Consider the following 19,209-nt stretch of genomic DNA (forward strand, 5'->3'; position numbering starts at 1 on the left):
GAGGAGCTGCTCGGCCGGGACAGCAACGCCCTGGTCGCGGGAGCGGCCGCCGTGCTGCTCGCCGGGCTGGCCGTCGTCCGCACGACGCGGCAGGTGCGGTGGGAGGCCCAGGCGCGCCTCGACGCGCAGGCCGCCTCGGCGGCGAAGTCGGCGTTCCTCGCCACGATGAGCCACGAGATCCGCACGCCGCTCAACGGCGTCATCGGCCTCACCGGGCTGCTCCTCGGCACGGAGCTGGGCCCGCGACAGCGGCAGTACGTGGAGGGCGCCCGGGGCGCCGGTGAGGCGCTGCGCACCGTCATCGACGACATCCTGGACTTCTCCAAGGTCGAGGCCGGCAAGCTCGAGCTGGAGGTGGTCGACTTCGACCTCGTCGCCGTCGTGGAGAGCGCCGCTGAGATGGTCGCCGACCCGGCACGTCAGCGGAACCTCGAGCTGCTCGCCTACTGCTCACCCGACCTCCCCACCGCCCTCCGCGGCGACCCGGCGCGGCTCCGGCAGATCCTGCTCAACCTCGCCGCCAACGCGGTGAAGTTCACCGACGCCGGCGAGGTCGTCATCTCCGCGCACCTCGACGAACGCTCAGAGGACGCCGTGCACGTCCGGTTCGAGGTGCGCGACACCGGGATCGGCCTGGGCGAGGCCGCGCGGAACCTGGTCTTCCAGCCGTTCTCGCAGGGAGACTCCTCGACCACCCGGCGGTACGGCGGCACGGGCCTCGGCCTGGCGATCTGCCGCGAGCTGGTCGCCGCCATGGGCGGGACGATCGGGGTGGAGAGCGAGGAGGGCGTCGGGAGCACCTTCTGGTTCCGCGTGCCGCTCGCCACGGCGGCCGAGCCGCCGGCCGCTGCCGAGGGTCCCCCGCGTGCCACCTTCGCCGGCCAGCACGTCCTCGTCGTCGACGACAACGCCACCAACCGCCTCGTCCTGGAAGGCCAGCTCGGCGCCTGGGGCCTGAAGGTCTCCGCAGCGGAGAGCGCAGCCAGCGCCCTCGACGCCATGGAGGGGGGCCTCCGCCCCTCGGTCGTCATGCTCGATCTCTGCATGCCCGACGTCGACGGCCTCGAGCTCGCCCGCCGGATCACCGCACGCGGCGCGGCTCCGCCGATGCTGCTGCTCACCTCGGACCCCGACGTCGACCTGGGCGAGGCACGGGCCGCAGGCATCCGGACCGTCCTCACCAAGCCCTTGCACATGGCGCAGCTGCGCGCGGCCACCGAGCAGGCCACCGAGCAGAAGCGGTCCACGAGCGGAGGACCGGTGCGGCCGGCCGTCCCCGTGGAGGGCTCGAGCCGTGGCCACGTCCTCGTCGTCGAGGACAGCGAGATCAACCAGCTGGTCGCCGTCGGGATCCTCAGCGCACGCGGCTACACGTGCGAGGTCGCGAGCGACGGCGCCGAGGCACTGGCGATGCTCGCCGAGCGGGCGTACGACGCCGTGCTCATGGACTGCCAGATGCCGGTGCTGGACGGGTACGACGCCACCGCCGAGCTGCGCCGGCGCGAGGGCGAGGGCTGGCGCACCCCGGTGGTCGCCGTCACCGCGGGCGTCACCGACGGCGAACGGGAGCGGTGCTTCGCCGCAGGGATGGACGACTTCGTGGCCAAGCCGGTGAACCCCGACGAGCTCGACGACGTGCTGCGTCGATGGGTCGGGTCACCGGCCTGACCACGGCCGTCGTGTGGGTCGGGGCCGCTCAGCGGACCCGACGCAGCAGCGAGCGCACGCCGTGGCCGAGCGCCTGGTCCTGGGTACGACGGCCACCCGTGCCGCCACCCATGCCGCCACCCATGCCGCCACCCATGCCGCGGCTCATGCCACGGCCCCCGGCCATGCCACGGCCGGCTCCGCGTCGTCCGCCCATCACTCGGCTCAGGATCCCGGTCAGCATGATCGTCTCCCTTCCCGTCCCGGCACGGTGCCGGGTCCGATCTGGGACCGGTACCCGACCTACTGCCCGACCACGCCGTCGTCGACGATCCGCCCGTCGCGGACGGTGATCCGGCGGGTCTCCCGGTCGGAGCCGCCGTTGTAGACCACGTCCGCCAGCACGGTGCCGCCACCTTGGGGGCGGACGCCACGGACGGTGACCGACTCGACGGTGGACCAGAATCCCCGGTAGCTGCCGTAGCCGATCTCCTCCTGCAGCGCAGGAGCGATCAGCGACCACCCGGCGTCGATGTCCCCGGGCAGCAAGTCGTAGTAGTCCCGCACGAGCTGCTGGGCGTTGCGTGCCGACACGTCGGGCGGGCTCGGTTCTGGTTCTGGTTTCGGTTCTGGTTCCGGTTCTGGTTCTGGTTCTGGTTCCGGCTCCTGCGGGGTCGGCTCCGGTTCCGGGCTGTCCTCCTCGCTCGCGGACGGCGCCGGTTCCGGGGTCTGCTCACCCCCCGTCGACTGCTGGGCGGTCGGCTCGCCGGCAACCGGGTCACCCGCGCCGTCGTCCTCCAGGAGGCCGGCGAGGAAGGCCCCGCCCAGGGCGAGGAGCAGCACGACCACGCCCGCCACCAGCGCGACCGGAGCCGTACGACGGCGGCGCCCGTCTGCCACGCGGGCGGGCGGCTCGGCGGCCGGCTCCGCCGCGAGCGGCGTCGAGCGGGCAGGCGGGACGAGCGCGGTCTCGTCGGCGTCCGCCGTGCCGCTCGCGACGGCGCGCAGAGCGGCGGCGGCCTCGGCCATGGATGGGCGCGCCGCCGGGTCGGACTGCATCATCCGGCGGATCGGCGCGGCCAGCGGGCCTGCGCGCTTCGGCGCGGGAGGCTCGTGGTTGGCGATGTGCATGAGCATCGCGATGGAGTTCTCCTGCGGCGGCCAGGGGGCCTGCCCCTCCACCGCGGTCCAGAGCGTGGCCCCGAGGGCCCACACGTCGTCGGCGGGCGTGGCCCGCTGGCCTCGCGCCAGGGACGGCGAGAAGTAGAGCGGGGTGCCCGAAACCATCCCGGTCTGGGTCAGCTGCTCGTCCCCGATCGTGCGGGCGATGCCGAAGTCGGAGATCTTCGCGACCCCGTCGTCGGTGACCAGGATGTTGCCCGGCTTCACGTCACGGTGGACCGTCCCGCGCGCGTGCGCGGCTGCGAGCCCGTCGGCGACCTGTGCGCCGAGGCCCGCCGCGTGGCGGGGGTCGAGGGGCCCGTCACGCAGCAGCTCGGAGAGGTTGCGGGACGGCAGGTACTCCATCACGAGCCAGACGTGGCCGTGGTCCTCGATCGCGTCGTAGATCGAGACGACGTTCGGGTGGTTGAGCGCCGCCGCCGACCGCGCCTCCCGCAGGGCACGGGCCAGGTGCGGGGTCGACTCACCGGGCAGCCCGCCGACCTGCTTGACCGCCACCTCCCGTCCGAGCGTGCGGTCCGTGCAGAGCCAGACGGCGCCCATGCCGCCACGGCCGACCTCCCGGACGACGTCGTAGCGACCAGCGATGCTCGACGGGGGCATCGGCCCTCCTCCTCTTCGCGGTCTCGCGTACCGCTACCCGCCCGGGCGCCCGGCCAAGCGCGCGGGGTCGGTAGGCCGCGCCACGACGAGCCGGCGTACCGCCCGAGCTCGGCCTTTACTTCCCCCTGCGGGATGAAGACGCCGCGAGCGCGCGGTTCCTACCATCGCGGAGGCGGCCAGCCCAACGGGGTGAAGCGTCACCGGCACCTGGACGACCGCTGAGAGCCGGCCCCGCCCCAGCATGGGGGGCGGGGTCGGCGCACGTCGTTCGGAGTGGTCCGCGCCTTCGGATGGATGCGGTCGTCCGGCACGTCCCCGAGGCACCCCGGAGCCGACCCCGGCCCCACCCCCGGAACCGGGCGCCGGCCCCGCCGATGTCCCTAGGGTGGGGCTGACCGCGGCGGGCGCCGCAGCACGGCGCGGGACGGGAGGAAGAGCGTGGCGTTGATCCAGACCGAGGGGCTGACCAAGCGGTTCGGCTCCTTCACGGCCGTCGACCAGCTGAGCGTCGACGTCGGGACCGGCGTGACCGGCCTCGTCGGCGCCAACGGTGCGGGCAAGTCCACCCTGCTGAAGATGCTGCTCGGCCTGCTTCCGCCGACCGAGGGCAGCGCGCGGGTGACCGGTCTCGACATCGTCACCGAGGGCGCGGCGATCCGCGAGCGGCTCGGCTACATGCCCGAGCACGACTGCCTGCCGCCGGACGTGTCCGCCACGGAGTTCGTCGTGCACATGGCGCGCATGTCGGGGCTGCCGACCACGTCGGCCCGCGAGCGCGCAGCCGACACCCTGCGCCACGTCGGCCTCCACGAGGAGCGCTACCGACCGATGGGCGGCTACTCCACCGGCATGCGCCAGCGGGTGAAGCTGGCGCAAGCGCTCGTCCACGATCCCGCACTGGTGCTGCTCGACGAGCCGACCAACGGCCTGGACCCGGCCGGACGCGAGGACATGCTGGGCCTGATCCGCCGGATCGGCACGGAGTTCGGCATCTCCGTCATCGTCACCTCCCACCTGCTGGGCGAGCTCGAGCGGGTGTGCGACGGCATCGTCGTGATCGACGGCGGCCGGCTGCTGCGCCACTCCAGCACGGCCTCGGTCACCGCACAGACGCCGGTGGTCGCGGTCGAGGTCGACGGCGACCACAGCGAGCTGGCCCGGCGACTGTCCGACGCCGGCGTCCCCGTGCGGTCCGAGGGCAGGCTCCTCCACGTCGACGTCGCCGACGAGACGGCGTACGACTTCGTGCGGGACGCCGCGGCCGACCTCCGGCTGGGGCTGGTGCGGATGGAGCGCCAGCGCCACCGGATGACCGAGATCTTCACCGACGCCCCCCGGGCGACCGACGACCACGCCACCCCGGGAGGTGCCCGTGCCTGAGCCGAGCCCCGCGCCGACCGGCGCCATCCACGACATCGGCTACCGCCGCTACGACGGGCCCCGCCTCGGCACCGGCTACATCCGCCGCTCGCTCTTCGTCGAGACGCTCCGCGGCGCCTACGGGCTCGGCCGCTCCGCGCGGTCGAAGGTCATGCCGTTCCTGCTGCTGATGGTGATGCTGCTGCCCGCGGTCGTGATGGGCATCGTGACCGGCTACTTCGGGTTCTCCGAGATCCCCGTCGGCTACACCGAGTACGCGTTGGTGCTCCAGGTGGCGATCACGATCTTCCTCGGCGCACAGTCCCCGGCGGTCATGTCGCGCGACCTCCGGTTCCGCGTCGCGTCGCTGTACTTCTCCCGGCCGCTGAGCCGGCAGCAGTACGTCCAGGCCAAGTACGCCGGGATGGCGGTCGCGCTCTTCCTGCTCATGGGTCTTCCCATCACCGTCCTGCTCGCCGGTGCACTGCTCGCGGAGCTGCCGCTGGGCGAGCAGCTGCCCGACTACCTGCGCGCGATGGCCGGCGCCGCCCTGCACGCCCTGGTGCTGGCGGGCCTGGGGCTCGTGGTGGCAGCGATGACGCCACGGCGGGGGCTCGGTGTCGCCGCGGTGGTCGGTGTGCTGCTCATCCTGTCCGGCTTCGAGCTGGCGGTGAGCGAGATGGCGGCGGCCTTCGGCAGCCCGACCTTCCTCGGCTACACCGGCCTGCTCTCGCCGTACACGCTGGTGGACGGGGTGGTCGCCGGCGTCCTCGGCGCCGAGTCCTCGATCGGCCACGGCCCGCCGGGAGCGCTCGGGACCGCCGTCTTCGTCGCGGTCACCGCCCTGTTCATCGCCGGCTGCTACGCCGCCCTCGTCGCCCGCTACCGGAAGGCCCTCTCATGAGCACCGTGGAGCTCGACCAGGTGTCGCGCTGGTTCGGCAACGTGGTCGCGGTCAACGACGTGACGATGCGGCTGGGGCCGGGGGTCACCGGACTGCTCGGCCCGAACGGCGCCGGGAAGTCGACGCTGATCAACATGATGGCCGGCTTCCTCGCGCCGTCGGCCGGCTCCGTCACCCTCGACGGGCGTCCGCTGCACCGGGACCCGGACATCTACCGCGTGCTCGGCCTGGTCCCGGAGCGCGAGGAGATGTACGACGCGGTCACCGGCTGGGACTTCGTGCTCGCCAACGCGAAGCTCCACAAGCTCCGCGACCCCGAGGGAGCCGCGCGCCGGGCGATCGCGACCGTCGACATGGCGGCCGCCGAGGACCGGGACATCCGCGGCTACTCCAAGGGCATGAAGCAGCGGATCAAGATGGCGACCGCGATCGTGCACGACCCGGAGGTGCTGCTGCTCGACGAGCCCTTCAACGGCATGGATCCCCGCCAGCGGCTGCACCTGATGCAGGTCCTGCACGACCTGGGCGACCAGGGGCGGACCATCCTGTTCAGCTCCCACATCCTCGAGGAGGTCGAGCAGATCGCCGGCCGGATCGAGGTGGTCGTCGCGGGCCGTCACGCCGCGTCCGGGGACTTCCGGGAGATCCGGCGGCTGATGACCCAGCGTCCGCACCAGTACACGCTCCGCTCGACCGACGACCGGGCGCTCGCCGCGGCCGTCATCGCCGAGCCCGGCACGTCAGCGGTGGAGCTGGTCGCCGAGCCCGGCGGCGGCACCTCGGTGCAGGTGCAGGCGACCGACTTCTCCGCCTTCGTCCACGCCCTCCCCCGGCTGGCGGCGCAGCACGGCATCCGCCTGCTGGAGGTCCGTCCCGCCGACGAGTCCCTCGAGAGCGTCTTCTCCTACCTGGTGGCCCGATGACCGACCTCCTGCCCAACCGCACCGTCGCGGCGTTGACCCGCCGCAGCCTCCTGGGACGCAAGCGCACGCTGGTGCTGCTCCTCCTGCCGCTGGCGTTGCTGGCCCTGTGCGCGCTGGCGCGCGTCCTCGCGGGGATGGACGCCGAGCTCGACCGCGCGCTCGACGGCTCGCTCCCGCCGAACCTGCTCACCGCGTTCGGCATCGCCATCCTGATGCCGCTGCTGAGCCTGGTCGCCGGCACCGGCTCGATCGGCCCGGAGATCGACGAGGGCTCGATCGTCTACCTCCTCGCGAAGCCGCTCAACCGGTACTCCATCGTGCTCACCAAGCTGCTGGTGGCCACCGGGGTCGTGGTGGTCTTCGGCGTGCTGCCGGTCGCCGTCGCCGGCGTCGTGCTGACCGGCGAGGTCGGCTCGGTGACGGTCGCCTTCACGCTGGGAGCGCTGGCCGCCGGTGTCGCGTACGCCGCGCTCTTCCTGGTGCTCGCGGTGGTGAGCCGGAACGCGGTGGTGATCGGGCTGATCTACGCACTGATCTGGGAGTCGCTGGTCGGCGGCCTCGTGCCGGGCGCGCAGGCGCTCAGCGTGCAGCAGTGGTCGCTGGCGGTCGTCGAGGCGGTCCTGGGCGATGCGGCCGGCGGCCTGGGCGTCGGTGCGGCCGTCTCCCTGGGCACCGGTCTCACGCTCCTGGTGCTCGTCACCGTCGCCGCGACCGCCTACGCCGGCCGCCGGCTGGAGACGCTCCGGCTGCACGACGAGTCCTGACGCGCCCGGCGGTGGCGTGGGCCGCCGATCTTCGCTAGCATCGCCGATCGGCGATGACATAGCGGAAAGGCTTCATCGATGACCCACGCACCGACCGACGGACTGGCGGCGGCCGCCTGTCTCTTCCACGGGTTCTCCGACCCTTCGCGGATCGCGATCCTGCGCCACCTGGCCCTCGGCGAGCACCGCGTGGTCGACCTGACGGCGCACCTCGGCCTGGCACAGTCGACGGTCTCCAAGCACCTGGCCTGCCTGCGCGACTGCGGCCTGGTCAGCGCCCGACCCGTCGGCCGGGCCACCGTCTACTCGCTCAACCACGCCGGCGCACTGATGAACCTGTGGTCGGCCGCCGAGGAGCTCCTCGAGCTCACCGGTGACGCCGTCACTCTGTGCCCCAACCACGGCACCGACGTCGAGGTGGCCGGATGAGCGCCCCCACCAGGGCCGCCGGCTCCCCGCCGTCCACGACGGACCGCGCGCGGCTCGGCCGCCGCGCCCAGCTGCTGGCCGCGTCGTCGGTCGCCTACAACCTGGTCGAAGCCGTCATCGCCATCGCGGCCGGGGTCGCGGCCGGTTCGGTCGCGCTCGTCGGGTTCGGCCTGGACTCGACGGTGGAGGTCAGCAGCGGCCTGATCATCCTCTGGCAGTTCCGCCACCGCCTGCCGGAGTCCCGCGAACAGCAGGCCCTGCGCCTGATGGCGTGGTCGTTCTTCGCCCTCGCGGCGTACGTCGGCTTCGAGTCGGCGCGGGCCCTGGTCACCGGCGCGGACCCCGACACGTCCCGGGTCGGGATCGCCCTGGCCACCGCCTCGCTGGTCGTGATGCCGCTGCTGTCGTGGGCGCAGCGGCGCACCGGCAGGCAGCTGGGCTCGAACGCGGTCGTGGCCGACTCCACGCAGACCCTGCTGTGCACCTACCTCTCCGCGGTGCTGCTGGTGGGTCTGGTGCTCAACGCGACCCTCGGCTGGTCGTGGGCCGACCCCCTCGCGGGCCTCGTCATCGCCGCGGTCGCCGTCCGGGAGGGCCTCGAGGCCTGGCGTGGCGAGGGCTGCTGCGGGCCGATCGGGTCGGGTGCCGACGACCGGTCCGCGGCGGAAGCCGGGGCAGCGGCCGACGGATGCTCGGGTGGGTGCTGCGGCGGGACCCCCGCCTGATGGGCGCCGGTCACGGCCACGCGTCCGGCGGGCCGAGTGCGTCGGGGCGGCACCGCTGGCGACTGGCGGCGGCGTTCGGGCTGATCGCGGCGTTCTTCGTCGTCGAGCTCGCCGCCGGCCTGTGGTCCGGCTCGCTGGCCCTGCTCTCCGACGCCGGGCACATGGCCGCGGACGTGGTGGCTCTCGGCGCCGCACTGGTGGCCACCCGGGTCGCGACCCGGCCGGACGCCTCGGGGCGGCGCACCTACGGCTCGTACCGCGCGGAGGTCTTCGCGTCCGGCTTGGCCGTGCTGCTGATGCTCGGCGTCGCCGCCTACGTCGTGGCGGAGGCCGTGGGCCGCATCGGCGAGCGGATCGAGGTCGAGGCGGGCCCCATGGTGGTCGTCGGCGGACTGGGGCTGGCAGCGAACGTGGTGGCGATGCTGCTGCTGCGTGGCGGCGCGCAGGAGAGCCTCAACGTCAAGGGCGCCTACCTCGAGGTGATGGCGGACACCGCCGGCTCGGTGGGCGTCGTCGTCGCCGGTGTGCTGGTGGCGACCACCGGCGAGGGCGCGTGGGACACCGGCGTCGCGGTCGCGGTGGGCCTCTTCGTCGCCGTACGGGCCGTCCTCCTGGGCCGCGAGGTGCTCGCCGTGCTCGGCCAGCACGCCCCGGCCGGTGTCGACCTCGAGCAGGTGACCGCGGACCTCTGCGGCATCGACGGCGTGGCCGACCTCCACGACCTCCACCTGTGGACGCTCACCTCGGGGATGAACGTGGCGACGGCGCACCTGGTCACCGACGGCACCCGCGCCGGTCAGGAGGTGCTGGGTGCGGCCCGGACGGTGCTGGCCCGCGACCACGGCGTCGAGCACGCCACGTTGCAGGTCGAGGCGTGCGCCGACCGCTCCTGCGACGAGCTGGACTGGTGACCCGCGGCGGTCTGACCGCGAGGGCTGCTACGGACGCTGGTGGCGGGTGACCTCGGCCTGGAGCTCGCTGGCGAACCGCTCGGCCGTCTCCAGCTGCGCCCGGATCGAGACCACCCGCGCGCGGGCCGCCTCGAGGTAACCGCGCAACCGCTCCACCAGGGCGTCCCGGTCCTCGCCGGAGGCCGCCTCCAGCGCGTCCGTGATGGCCAGCAGGTCCCTCATCTCCTCCAGGCTGAAGTCGAGCGGCTTCATCCTCGTGATGAGCGTGAACCGGGCCACGTCCTCTTCGGTGTACAGCCGGAAGCCACCGGCACTCCGCGCGGAGGGGGTGACCAGCTCCATCTCCTCGTAGTAGCGGATGGTGCGGAGGCTCAGGCCGGTGCGCTGGGCCACCTCGCCGATCTGCATGTGCTGACTGTTCATGGCTCCTGTTCCCGGCCGGTCGCCGACAGGCTATCGGCCCGTCCCGGCGCGTCCGGGCGCCGACGGAGGCCCACCGGCGCGCGGACCGGCCCGGCACCTGGGTACGGTCGGTCCTCATGAGTCGCCCGCACCCGGACCTTGCACCGCCCCCAGCCCTGCCCCGAGGGGCCCTGCGCGTCGTCGGGCTGGGAGGACTCGGGGAGATCGGTCGGAACATGACCGTCTTCGAGCACGAGGGGAAGCTGCTGATCGTCGACTGCGGCGTGCTCTTCCCCGAGGAGCACCAGCCCGGCGTCGACCTGATCCTTCCCGACTTCACCTCGATCCGGGACCGGCTCGACGACATCGTCGGGCTCGTCCTCACCCACGGCCACGAGGACCACGTCGGCGGGGTGCCGTACCTCCTCCGCGAGCGCGAGGACATCCCGGTGATCGGCTCCCGGTTGACCCTCGCGCTGGTCCGCGAGAAGTGCAAGGAGCACCGGCTCAAGCCCGTCCTGCGAGAGGTGTCCGAGGGCGACCGCACCGACCTCGCACCGTTCGAGTGCGAGTTCCTCGCCGTCAACCACTCGATCCCCGACGGTCTGGCCGTCGCCATCCGTACCGGCGCGGGACTGGTCCTGCACACCGGCGACTTCAAGATGGACCAGTTCCCGCTCGACCAGCGGATCACCGACCTCCGGGGGTTCGCGCGGCTGGGCGAGGAGGGGGTCGACCTCTTCCTCACCGACTCCACCAACGCCGAGGTCCCCGGCTTCACCATGTCCGAGCGGGACCTCGCCCCCGCGATCGAGCAGGTCTTCCGGACCGCCCCGCGACGCATCATCGTCTCGAGCTTCGCCAGCCACGTGCACCGGATCCAGCAGGTCCTCGATGCGGCGGCCGCCCACGGACGGAAGGTCGCCTTCGTGGGCCGGTCGATGGTGCGGAACATGGGCGTCGCCCAGGACCTGGGCTACCTCACCGTCCCGCCGAACCTGATCGTGCCGCTGGAGCAGCTGGAGAAGATGCGGCCGGACCGGGTGGTCCTCGTCTGCACCGGCTCCCAGGGCGAGCCGATGGCGGCGTTGTCGCGGATGGCGGGGCGCGAGCACCGCATCCGCGTGGCCGAGGGCGACACCATCCTGATGGCCAGCTCGGTCATCCCCGGCAACGAGAACGCGATCTCGGCCGTCATCAACGGCCTGACCCGGTGGGGCGCGAAGGTGGTCCACAAGGGCAACGCGCGCGTCCACGTCTCGGGGCACGCCAGCGCCGGCGAGCTCGCCTACTGCTACAACATCGTCCAGCCCAAGAACGTGATGCCGGTCCACGGCGAGTGGCGCCACCTCCGCGCCAACGCCGACATCGCCGTCGACACCGGCGTCGACCCCGAGCGCGTGGTCGTGGTCGACGACGGCGTCGTCGTCGACCTGGTCGACGGGCGCGCGAAGGTCGCGGGCAAGGTCCGTGCCGGGTACGTCTACGTGGACGCCCGCACGGTCGGCAGCGTCACCGACGCGCACCTCAAGGAGCGGCGCACCCTGGCCGAGGAGGGTGTCGTCACCGTCCTCGCCATCGTCGACGCCGACACCGGGCGGCTCGCGGACCGGCCGGACTTCCTGGTGCGCGGGTTCGCCCCCGACAAGGACCTCTTCGACAAGGCCGAGGCGGTCGTCGACAAGGCCCTCGCCACGGCCGCGGCCGAGGGCGTCGGGGACGTCCACCAGCTCGAGCAGCGCATCGCCCGCGACGTCGGCCGGTGGCTCGGCAAGGCGCTCGGCCGGAGCCCGCTGGTCATCCCGGTGGTCATCGACGCCTGAGCCGCGCGCCGACGGCCGCCAGGGCCACCATGACGCCGCGTTAGGGTCGTCGTGATGCCTATCGTCGACGAACGACCCCGCCGCACCTTCGCGGTGATCAGCCACCCGGATGCGGGAAAGTCCACCTTGACCGAGGCCCTCGCCCTGCACGCCGAGGCCCTCCACGAGGCCGGCGCCGTGCACGGCAAGGGCAACCGCAAGGCGACGGTCTCGGACTGGATGGAGATGGAGAAGGCCCGAGGGATCTCCATCACCTCCGCCGCCCTGCAGTTCGAGTACGACGGTCACGTGGTCAACCTCGTCGACACCCCCGGCCACGCGGACTTCTCGGAGGACACCTACCGGGTGCTCTCCGCCGTCGACTCGGCCGTCATGCTCGTCGACGCCGCGAAGGGGCTCGAGCCGCAGACCCTCAAGCTCTTCCAGGTCTGCGCCCACCGCGGGATCCCGGTGGTGACGGTGATCAACAAGTGGGACCGGCCCGGTCTCGACCCGTTCGAGCTGATGGACGGCATCGAGCAGCAGATCGGCCTGCGGCCGACCCCGCTGACCTGGCCCGTCGGCGTCGCCGGGGACTTCCACGGCGTCCTGGACCGCCGCACCGGGGAGCTGGTGAGCTACACCCGCACGGCCGGTGGTGCCACCAGGGCGCCGGAGGAGCGGATCCCCGCCGGGCGGGCCGCCGACGTGGTGGGTGAGCTCTGGGACGAGGCGTGCGAGGGCCACGAGCTGCTGAGCGCGGACGGCGCCGACCACGACCAGGCCGCCTACCTCGCCGGGAAGACCACGCCGGTCCTCTTCGCCTCCGCCCTGCTGAACTTCGGCGTGAGCCACATCCTGCGGGTCCTCATCGACCTCGCCCCCGGTCCGGGACCGGGCCAGGGGGTCGACGGCCGGAGCCGCGAGGTGGACGACGACTTCAGCGCCTTCGTCTTCAAGGTCCAGTCCGGCATGGACGCCGCGCACCGCGACCGGCTCGCCTACGCCCGGGTCTGCTCTGGCGTCTTCGAGCGCGGGATGGCGGTGACCCACGCGGCGACCGGCCGACCGTTCTCGACCAAGTACGCCCAGGTCGTCTTCGGGCGGGAGCGCTCCTCGGTCGAGCAGGCGTTCCCCGGGGACATCGTCGGCCTGGTGAACGCCAACGCCCTGCGCGTCGGCGACACCATCTACGCCGGGACGTCGATCGAGTACCCACCGATCGAGAGCTTCGCGCCCGAGCACTTCGCCACCGCGACGGTCGCGGACGCCGGCCGCTGGAAGCAGTTCCGCAAGGGCATCGACCAGCTCGACCAGGAGGGCGTCGTCCAGGTGCTCCGCTCCGAGCTGCGCGGTGAGCACGCCCCGGTCCTCGCCGCCGTGGGGCCGATGCAGTTCGAGGTGGTCGCGGCGCGGATGGAGAGCGAGTACCGCGCCCCCGTGCGCCTCGAGCCGCTCGGCTTCACCGTCGCCCGAGGGGTGGACCCCGACCAGGCCGACGAGGTGGCCGCACTGCGCGACGTCGAGGTGCTCGCCCGACGGGACGGCACGCGGCTCGCGCTCTTCCCCGACCGGTGGCGGGCCGAGGCGATCGAGCGGCTCCACCCCCACCTCCGGCTGGCGCAGCTGCCGGCGAGCGGCCGGTGAGCGAGATCACCGGCGTCCCCCTCGGCGCCGATTGCCGCGGAACCCTGACGTAACGGTAGAGTCGTCTCCGTCGGCCCGGCGCGTCACGCACCGCCGGTCACCGGGGCGCCACTGGGCCAGTGGCGCCACCGCAGCGGCGTACGGCCGCGCAGTGCTGGCCTCACCGCCGGCCTGACCGCCAGCCGCAGCGCCGCGCGCGCCAGCCGCCGCGAGACCGGCCGCCTGCAGACCCGCCCCGCACCATCCAGGAGAGATTCGTGACGCACGACGCCACCCCCGTCCACCCCCCGGTCGGCGGTCCCGAGCGTCCCCTGCCGCCGCCTCCCGAGGACCACACCGTGCGGGGCGCGCTGCGCCGGCCGGCCGTCCTGCGCCGCGAGGTCGTCGCCGGCCTGGTCGTGGCCCTGGCGCTCATCCCGGAGGCCATCTCCTTCTCGATCATCGCCGGAGTCGACCCCCGCCTGGGCCTCTTCGCGTCCTTCACGATGGCGGTCTCCATCGCCTTCCTCGGCGGCCGCCCGGCGATGATCTCCGCGGCCACCGGCGCGATCGCCCTCGTGATCGCGCCGGTCGCGCGCGAGTACGGCCTGGAGTACTTCATCGCCACCGTGATCCTGGCGGGCGTCTTCCAGGTCGTGCTGGGCCTCCTGGGCGTGGCCCGGCTGATGCGCTTCATCCCGCGCTCGGTGATGGTCGGCTTCGTCAACGCCCTGGCGATCCTGATCTTCCTCGCCCAGGTGCCGCACATGGTCGACGTGCCGTTCCTCGTCTACCCCATGATCGCCGTCGGCATCGTCGTCATGGTGCTGCTGCCGCGGGTCACCACCGCCGTACCCGGTCCGCTGGTCGCGATCGTCATCCTGACCGCAGCGGCGCTGCTGGCCGGCTGGAGCCTGCCCGACGTCGGCGACGAGGGCGAGCTGCCGGACACGCTCCCCAGCCTCTTCGTCCCCGACGTCCCGCTCACCCTCGAGACCTTCAACATCATCGCGCCCTACGCGCTGGCGATGGCGCTCGTCGGCCTCCTGGAGTCGCTGCTGACCGCGAAGCTGGTCGACGACATCACCGACACCCACTCCGGGAAGACCCGCGAGGCCTGGGGCCAGGGAGCGGCGAACGTGATCACCGGCTTCTTCGGCGGCATGGGTGGCTGCGCGATGATCGGCCAGACGATGATCAACGTGAAGGTCTCCGGCGCCCGCACGCGCATCTCGACCTTCTCCGCCGGCGTGCTGCTGCTCGTCCTCGTCGTCGGCTTCGGCGACCTCGTCGCCCGGATCCCGATGGCGGCCCTCGTCGCGGTGATGATCATGGTCGCCGTCGGCACCTTCGACTGGCACTCCGTCGCCCCGCGGACGTTGCGCCGGATGCCGAAGTCGGAGACCACGGTCATGCTCGCGACGGTGGCCTTCACCGTCGGCACCCACAACCTCGCCATCGGCGTCGTCGTCGGCGTGGTGGTCGCGATGACGCTCTTCGCGCGCCGCGTCGCCCACCTGGCCACCGTCGACCGCGAGCTGGTGGAGGGCGAGGACGGCACCTCGCACGCCCGCTACCGGGTCACCGGGGAGCTCTTCTTCGCCTCCAGCAACGACCTCTACACCCAGTTCGCGTACGCCGAGGACCCGGACCGCGTGGTCATCGACCTGAGCCAGTCACATGTCTGGGACGCCTCGACGGTCGCCGCCCTCGACGCCATCACCACCAAGTACCAGCGCAAGGGCAAGACGGTGGAGATCGAAGGCCTCAACGAGCACAGCTCGCAGATGCACGGCCGGCTCTCCGGTCGGCTCTCCGCGCACTGAGCGCCGACCCGAGGGCCCACCGGCGTGAGCCGATGACGACCGTCAGGGTGCGTCGACGACGAACGGCCACCACACCGACGGGCTGAAGCTCCCCGCCGCGTCCTCGGAGCGCACGTCGAGGGCATAACGGCCGTCGGCGAGCAGCACCCCGAGGCTCCACCCGGTGGTGGTGGCGCCGGCCTCCGTCAGGGTGGCCTCCCGGTAGGCGTAGTCGACGCCCCAGGAGCCGTCGGCCTGCAGCCACGGCGTCTCCGGGCGGTCCCGGTTGTAGACGGCCACCCGCACACCCCTGACCTGCCGGTCGTCCTGCGCGGTGCCGGCCGCGTCGACCTGGCTCGAGGCCACCACGGCGTGCTTGTCCGGGCTGGTGACCGCCGCCGTCGGTGCCACCGTGTCCGCCACCGCGTCCCGCACGACGAAGGGCCACCACACCGACGGGCCGACGTTGCCGGCGGCGTCCTGCGCGCGTACGTCGAGCGCGTAGCGGCCGTCGTCGAGCGGCACGCCGATGCTCCACCTGGCGGACCCGGGTCCCGAGCCGGTCCGCGCGAGAGTGGCCTCCCGGTAGCGGTGGTCGGCGCCCCACGAGCCGTCGGCCTGCAGCCACGGGGTGTCCGGCAGGTCCCGGTTGTAGACCGCGACCCGCACCGCGCGGACGTCGCGGTCGTCCTCCGCGGTGCCGACGGCCTCGACGTCGGTCGACCTGACGACCGAGTGCTTCTCGGGCCCCGTGACGGCTGCCGTGGGTGCGACCGTGTCGGCCGACACCGTCCGCACCACGAACGGCCTCCAGACCCCGTCGGACTGCCGGCGACCGGCGTCGACGGCCTTGACGTCCAGCGCGTAGGCGCCGTCGGGCAGGTCGAGGTCGAGCTGCCAGGAAGTGGACGCCGTGCCCGCCCGCCCGAGGGTGGCCGTCCGGTAGGCGTAGGTGGCTCCCCAGGTGCCGTCGCCCTGCAACCACCGGGCGGAGCTGTCGGCGCCGCGGTCGTAGACGGCCACCCGCACCTGGTCGACCGCCGCGTCGTCGGCCGCCGTACCGGTCACCTCGACCGCCGAGGAGGCCAGCTCCGCGTGGGCGGACGGGGAGGCCACGGCGACGGTCGGCGGAGCCGTGTCGTCGGCCGCGCCGACGGTGAACGGCTGCCACACCGGCGACTGGTCCTCGTTCCCCGCCTCGTCGAAGACCCGGGCGTCGACCGCGTAGCTGCCCTCCGGCAGCTCCACGTCGAGCGACCAGCCGGTGCTGCCCGTGCCGGGAGCGGCCAGCGTCGCCGTGCGGTAGGCGTACGCCGGTCCCCACGTCCCGTCGGGCTGCAGCCAGCGGTGGGTGGCGTCGTCCCGGTTGTTCACGGCCACCCGCACCTCGCCGACGGCGCGGTCGTCGGTGGCCTGCCCGGCGATGGTGAGGTCGCCCACGGGCACGCTGGCGCCGGCGGCCGGGGCCGTCACCGTCGTCTCGCCGGGCAGGTTGTCCGGCTCCTGGGGCGGGGCGACGGGGGCCACGACGTCGACGTCCACGTCGGCGCTGGCGGCACCGCTGCGCTCGTAGTACTCCACCCGCACGGTGTGCCGGCCGGGCTCGAGGGCCCGGGAGGTCCCCGTCCGGGTCGCGGCGGCGGTGTCGATCCAGGAGTCGACGACACGGCGCCCGTCGACGTAGGCCCGGACCCCGTCGTCGGTGGTGGCGCTCACCCGGATCGAGCCGGGCTCCGTCGTCGTGACCGTGCGCGTCCAGGCCGCGGAGAAGCCGTCCGCCGGCACCTCCGCACCTGGCGGCGCGAAGATGCCCCAGGTGTAGGACACCTCGGCCTCGCAGCGGACGGTGCTCGGCGCGCCCTCGAGGGCGGTGCCGGCCCAGTACTCCGCCTTCCACGGGGTGCTGCCCGAGCAGGTCACCGGCGCCGGCGCCGTCGGTGCGGCGGCCGCACCGGCGACGTGCCGGGACCACAGCCCCCCGACGTTGCGCCAGTCGACGCGGGAGCCGTCGTCGACGAGGGTGCGGCTGCTGTAGTCCACCCGGCCGCCCGGCGCGTGGAACCGGTAGAGCCGGCCGTCCTCCCATGCCGCGTAGAGCCAGTCGCCGATCTGGTCCAGGGCCCGCGCCCCGGCGAACGAGCGGCTCGACGCGACGTACTCCGAGGCCTCGACGATGCCGCTCTCCAGGGAGTAGCCACGCTGGTACAGCTTCGGGTCGCCGCTCTTGACGTAGTAGATCCGGCCCTGGTGGTACGTCGCCACGGTGGTCTCCGCGACGCCGTACGGCTGGTCGTCGGGGGTCCGGGCGTGGTCGTGGTCGACGTACCCCACGGTCTCGGAGAGGTTCACCGGCTCACCGATCCCCGTGCCGGTGAACGGCCGGCTCCAGAAGTTCCCGCCCGAGCCGAAGTAGTGCAGCCGGCCGGCCTGGACGAAGCCGTCCCGGAGATCACTCCACCCGGTCGGGGCCTGCGTGACCCCCGACGGGGTCCCGAGCCGCGCACCGTCGAACGGTGCGGCCATCAGCCGGTCGCCGACGGTGTAGTAGAGGGTGACCGGCAGCTCGACGTCGACCGGCTGCGGGTTGGGCGTCCCACCGGCGACCGGGAGCGCAGCCAAGCGCTGGCGGACCTCCCCGCCCCACAGGTCGGTGTCGCTGCCGACGAGGAGGTACTCGTCGGTGGGGTGGATGGCCTCCGCGCCCCGGCCGCGGTCCCGGCCCGGGTTCCAGCTGAGCGGCACGCCCGTCAGCGGGTCGAGCGCGGCGATGCCCGGCCGCGCGACCGAGCCGGGACCGTCGTTGTCGCCGCTCGGCGAGGGCCACGGGTTGTTCATCCAGCGCTGGTGCCCGCCGACGTACACCGCGGCGTCGGTGACGGCGGTCGCCCACAACGTGTCGCCGCCGGTCTGGGCGCGCCAGGTCCAGGGGACGTTCTCGCCCTGGGTCTTCGGTGGGAGCTCCCACCGGGTCGCGGTGTCGCACATGTTGTCGTAGGCGATGTAGGCGCCGGTCGTGCTGACCACGAAGTAGCTGCTGTCCGGGTCGAAGGCGAGTCCGTGGATGTAGGTGTCGTCGGTGACCGAGGAGCAGTCGGAGGCGTAGGCGTCGGTGGCCCAGTTCGCGACCGACGGCCGCCCCTCGAGCGAGATGAGGGCGAGCTGGTTGCGGGCCTCGGCGCCGATCCGCTGGAAGCTGCCCGACACGACGAGCCAGCGGCCGTCCGGAGAGGCCTCGAGCTCCTGCACGTGGCTGGCGTACTCGTCGCGCGACTCGGTGGCCGGGAGGTTGAAGTCCGTCTGGGTGCGGCCCGTCTCGGGGTCGAGGGAGGCCAGGCGCTGGACCGGCTGGCCGTTGACCCGGCCGAACTTGCCGCCGATGACCAGGCGGTCGCCGACCAGCGCCATGTCCTGGACCCTGCCGTTGAGCGTCGCCGTGAACGACGGCATCACCGACCCGTCGAGCCGCAGGCGCGCGACCCGCTGCCGGGGCTCGCCGTTGACGGAGGTGAACCAGCCCGCCACGTAGAGCGACTGCCCGTCCGGCGCGAACTGCACCGCCTCGACTCCCGGCTGGTCCGGCACGAGCCCGGTGGTCACCGGGGTCGGGCCGAGCAGCCGAGGGTCGAACGACTGCACGATGCGGCCGGTGTCGGAGTCGTAGAGGAACAGCCACTGGCGGGCCTGGTCGGGCGAGCCCGGGGTGCCCTCGCGGACCTGCGTGAAGCTGCCGCCGACCGCCACGAGCGGGCCGTGGGTGTCGATCGCGTAGACCCGCCCGTTCATCACCCTCGGGTGGCTCTGGTCCGGCTGCGGGCTCACGACGACCGCCTGGTCGGCGTACGCCGGAACGACGGCGACGCCGACCCCGGTCAGCGCGCCGACGGTGATCGCCAGCGCACCGGCCAGCGTCCGGGCCATGCCTCGTGCCCGTCCCCTGCCGTCCCGCATGTGCTCGGTCATCGCTCATCCCCCCATGGATGTCGCCGCCCGCGCCGCGACGGGCGGATCACGTCGACCTGAGCGAGGGCGTTGCCTGGGTCCCTACCCAAGGCCCCACCCGGCGAGCCGATGGTCTAGCCCACTTTGTCCGGACCAGTCGGGTCCGCGCAAGGGTGCGCCGGTCCGCG

15 protein-coding genes are annotated in these 19,209 nt (G+C 73.3%); 11 read left to right on the top strand and 4 right to left on the bottom strand.

The features are described from left to right. Positions 1 to 1,668, top strand: a 1,668-nt coding sequence (locus tag ACSMHG_RS09575) for a response regulator (RefSeq protein ID WP_435744147.1), incomplete at its 5' end; no start/stop codon positions are given. A 28-nt stretch (positions 1,669 to 1,696) separates the two neighbouring features. Here ACSMHG_RS09575 and ACSMHG_RS09580 read toward each other — a convergent pair. Together ACSMHG_RS09580 and ACSMHG_RS09585 are read right to left on the bottom strand one after the other, a co-directional pair. Further along, the gene (locus tag ACSMHG_RS09580; RefSeq protein WP_435744149.1) at positions 1,697 to 1,891 is read right to left on the bottom strand and encodes a hypothetical protein; all 195 of its coding nucleotides are present in this window, start codon (positions 1,889 to 1,891) and stop codon (positions 1,697 to 1,699) included. 59 nt (positions 1,892 to 1,950) lie between these two features. Continuing rightward, positions 1,951 to 3,432 carry a serine/threonine-protein kinase gene (locus ACSMHG_RS09585; protein WP_435744151.1) on the bottom strand — a complete coding sequence of 494 codons (1,482 nt, stop codon included), beginning with the start codon at positions 3,430 to 3,432 and terminating at the stop codon, positions 1,951 to 1,953. A gap of 438 nt (positions 3,433 to 3,870) precedes the next feature. On the opposite strand from ACSMHG_RS09585, the gene ACSMHG_RS09590 reads away from it, so the two are divergent. The 7 genes from ACSMHG_RS09590 (at position 3,871) to ACSMHG_RS09620 (ending at position 9,447) form a co-directional block, all read left to right on the top strand. Then, on the top strand, positions 3,871 to 4,812 hold the full coding sequence (locus ACSMHG_RS09590; RefSeq protein WP_435744154.1) for an ABC transporter ATP-binding protein: 942 nt from the start codon (positions 3,871 to 3,873) through the stop codon (positions 4,810 to 4,812). Then, the gene (locus tag ACSMHG_RS09595; protein WP_435744156.1) at positions 4,805 to 5,695 is read left to right on the top strand and encodes an ABC transporter permease; all 891 of its coding nucleotides are present in this window, start codon (positions 4,805 to 4,807) and stop codon (positions 5,693 to 5,695) included. Before ACSMHG_RS09590 ends, ACSMHG_RS09595 begins: the two co-directional genes overlap by 8 nt. Then, positions 5,692 to 6,618: an ABC transporter ATP-binding protein gene (locus ACSMHG_RS09600; RefSeq protein ID WP_435744159.1), complete on the top strand. Its 927-nt coding sequence runs from the start codon at positions 5,692 to 5,694 to the stop codon at positions 6,616 to 6,618. Before ACSMHG_RS09595 ends, ACSMHG_RS09600 begins: the two co-directional genes overlap by 4 nt. Beyond that, on the top strand, positions 6,615 to 7,382 hold the full coding sequence (locus tag ACSMHG_RS09605; RefSeq protein ID WP_435744162.1) for an ABC transporter permease subunit: 768 nt from the start codon (positions 6,615 to 6,617) through the stop codon (positions 7,380 to 7,382). The genes ACSMHG_RS09600 and ACSMHG_RS09605 overlap by 4 nt, the downstream gene beginning before the upstream one ends. A 78-nt stretch (positions 7,383 to 7,460) precedes the next feature. After that, positions 7,461 to 7,811: an ArsR/SmtB family transcription factor gene (locus ACSMHG_RS09610; protein ID WP_435744165.1), complete on the top strand. Its 351-nt coding sequence runs from the start codon at positions 7,461 to 7,463 to the stop codon at positions 7,809 to 7,811. After that, entirely contained in the window at positions 7,808 to 8,536 is a 729-nt protein-coding gene (locus ACSMHG_RS09615; RefSeq protein WP_435744167.1) for a cation efflux transmembrane domain-containing protein, read from the top strand. The genes ACSMHG_RS09610 and ACSMHG_RS09615 overlap by 4 nt, the downstream gene beginning before the upstream one ends. Beyond that, the gene (locus ACSMHG_RS09620; protein ID WP_435744169.1) at positions 8,512 to 9,447 is read left to right on the top strand and encodes a cation diffusion facilitator family transporter; all 936 of its coding nucleotides are present in this window, start codon (positions 8,512 to 8,514) and stop codon (positions 9,445 to 9,447) included. The genes ACSMHG_RS09615 and ACSMHG_RS09620 overlap by 25 nt, the downstream gene beginning before the upstream one ends. A 27-nt stretch (positions 9,448 to 9,474) precedes the next feature. Here ACSMHG_RS09620 and ACSMHG_RS09625 read toward each other — a convergent pair whose 3' ends face one another. Further along, complete coding sequence (locus tag ACSMHG_RS09625) at positions 9,475 to 9,870, bottom strand: MerR family transcriptional regulator (RefSeq protein ID WP_435744171.1); 396 nt, start codon at positions 9,868 to 9,870, stop codon at positions 9,475 to 9,477. A 116-nt stretch (positions 9,871 to 9,986) separates the two neighbouring features. Between ACSMHG_RS09625 and ACSMHG_RS09630 the strand changes: the two genes are divergently transcribed. The 3 genes from ACSMHG_RS09630 (at position 9,987) to ACSMHG_RS09640 (ending at position 15,103) form a co-directional block, all read left to right on the top strand. Further along, positions 9,987 to 11,672 carry a ribonuclease J gene (locus ACSMHG_RS09630; RefSeq protein WP_435744173.1) on the top strand — a complete coding sequence of 562 codons (1,686 nt, stop codon included), beginning with the start codon at positions 9,987 to 9,989 and terminating at the stop codon, positions 11,670 to 11,672. A 54-nt stretch (positions 11,673 to 11,726) separates the two neighbouring features. Further along, on the top strand, positions 11,727 to 13,298 hold the full coding sequence (locus tag ACSMHG_RS09635) for a peptide chain release factor 3 (RefSeq protein ID WP_435744176.1): 1,572 nt from the start codon (positions 11,727 to 11,729) through the stop codon (positions 13,296 to 13,298). Positions 13,299 to 13,555: 257 nt separating this feature from the next. Continuing rightward, positions 13,556 to 15,103 (top strand): SulP family inorganic anion transporter, encoded by a 1,548-nt coding sequence (locus tag ACSMHG_RS09640; protein WP_435744179.1) that lies wholly within the window; start codon positions 13,556 to 13,558, stop codon positions 15,101 to 15,103. A 42-nt stretch (positions 15,104 to 15,145) separates the two neighbouring features. Here ACSMHG_RS09640 and ACSMHG_RS09645 read toward each other — a convergent pair whose 3' ends face one another. Then, entirely contained in the window at positions 15,146 to 19,042 is a 3,897-nt protein-coding gene (locus tag ACSMHG_RS09645; RefSeq protein WP_435744181.1) for an Ig-like domain-containing protein, read from the bottom strand. Positions 19,043 to 19,209: the final 167 nt, after the last annotated feature.

This window comes from Nocardioides ureilyticus (assembly GCF_051280745.1).
Taxonomy (GTDB): domain Bacteria; phylum Actinomycetota; class Actinomycetes; order Propionibacteriales; family Nocardioidaceae; genus Nocardioides.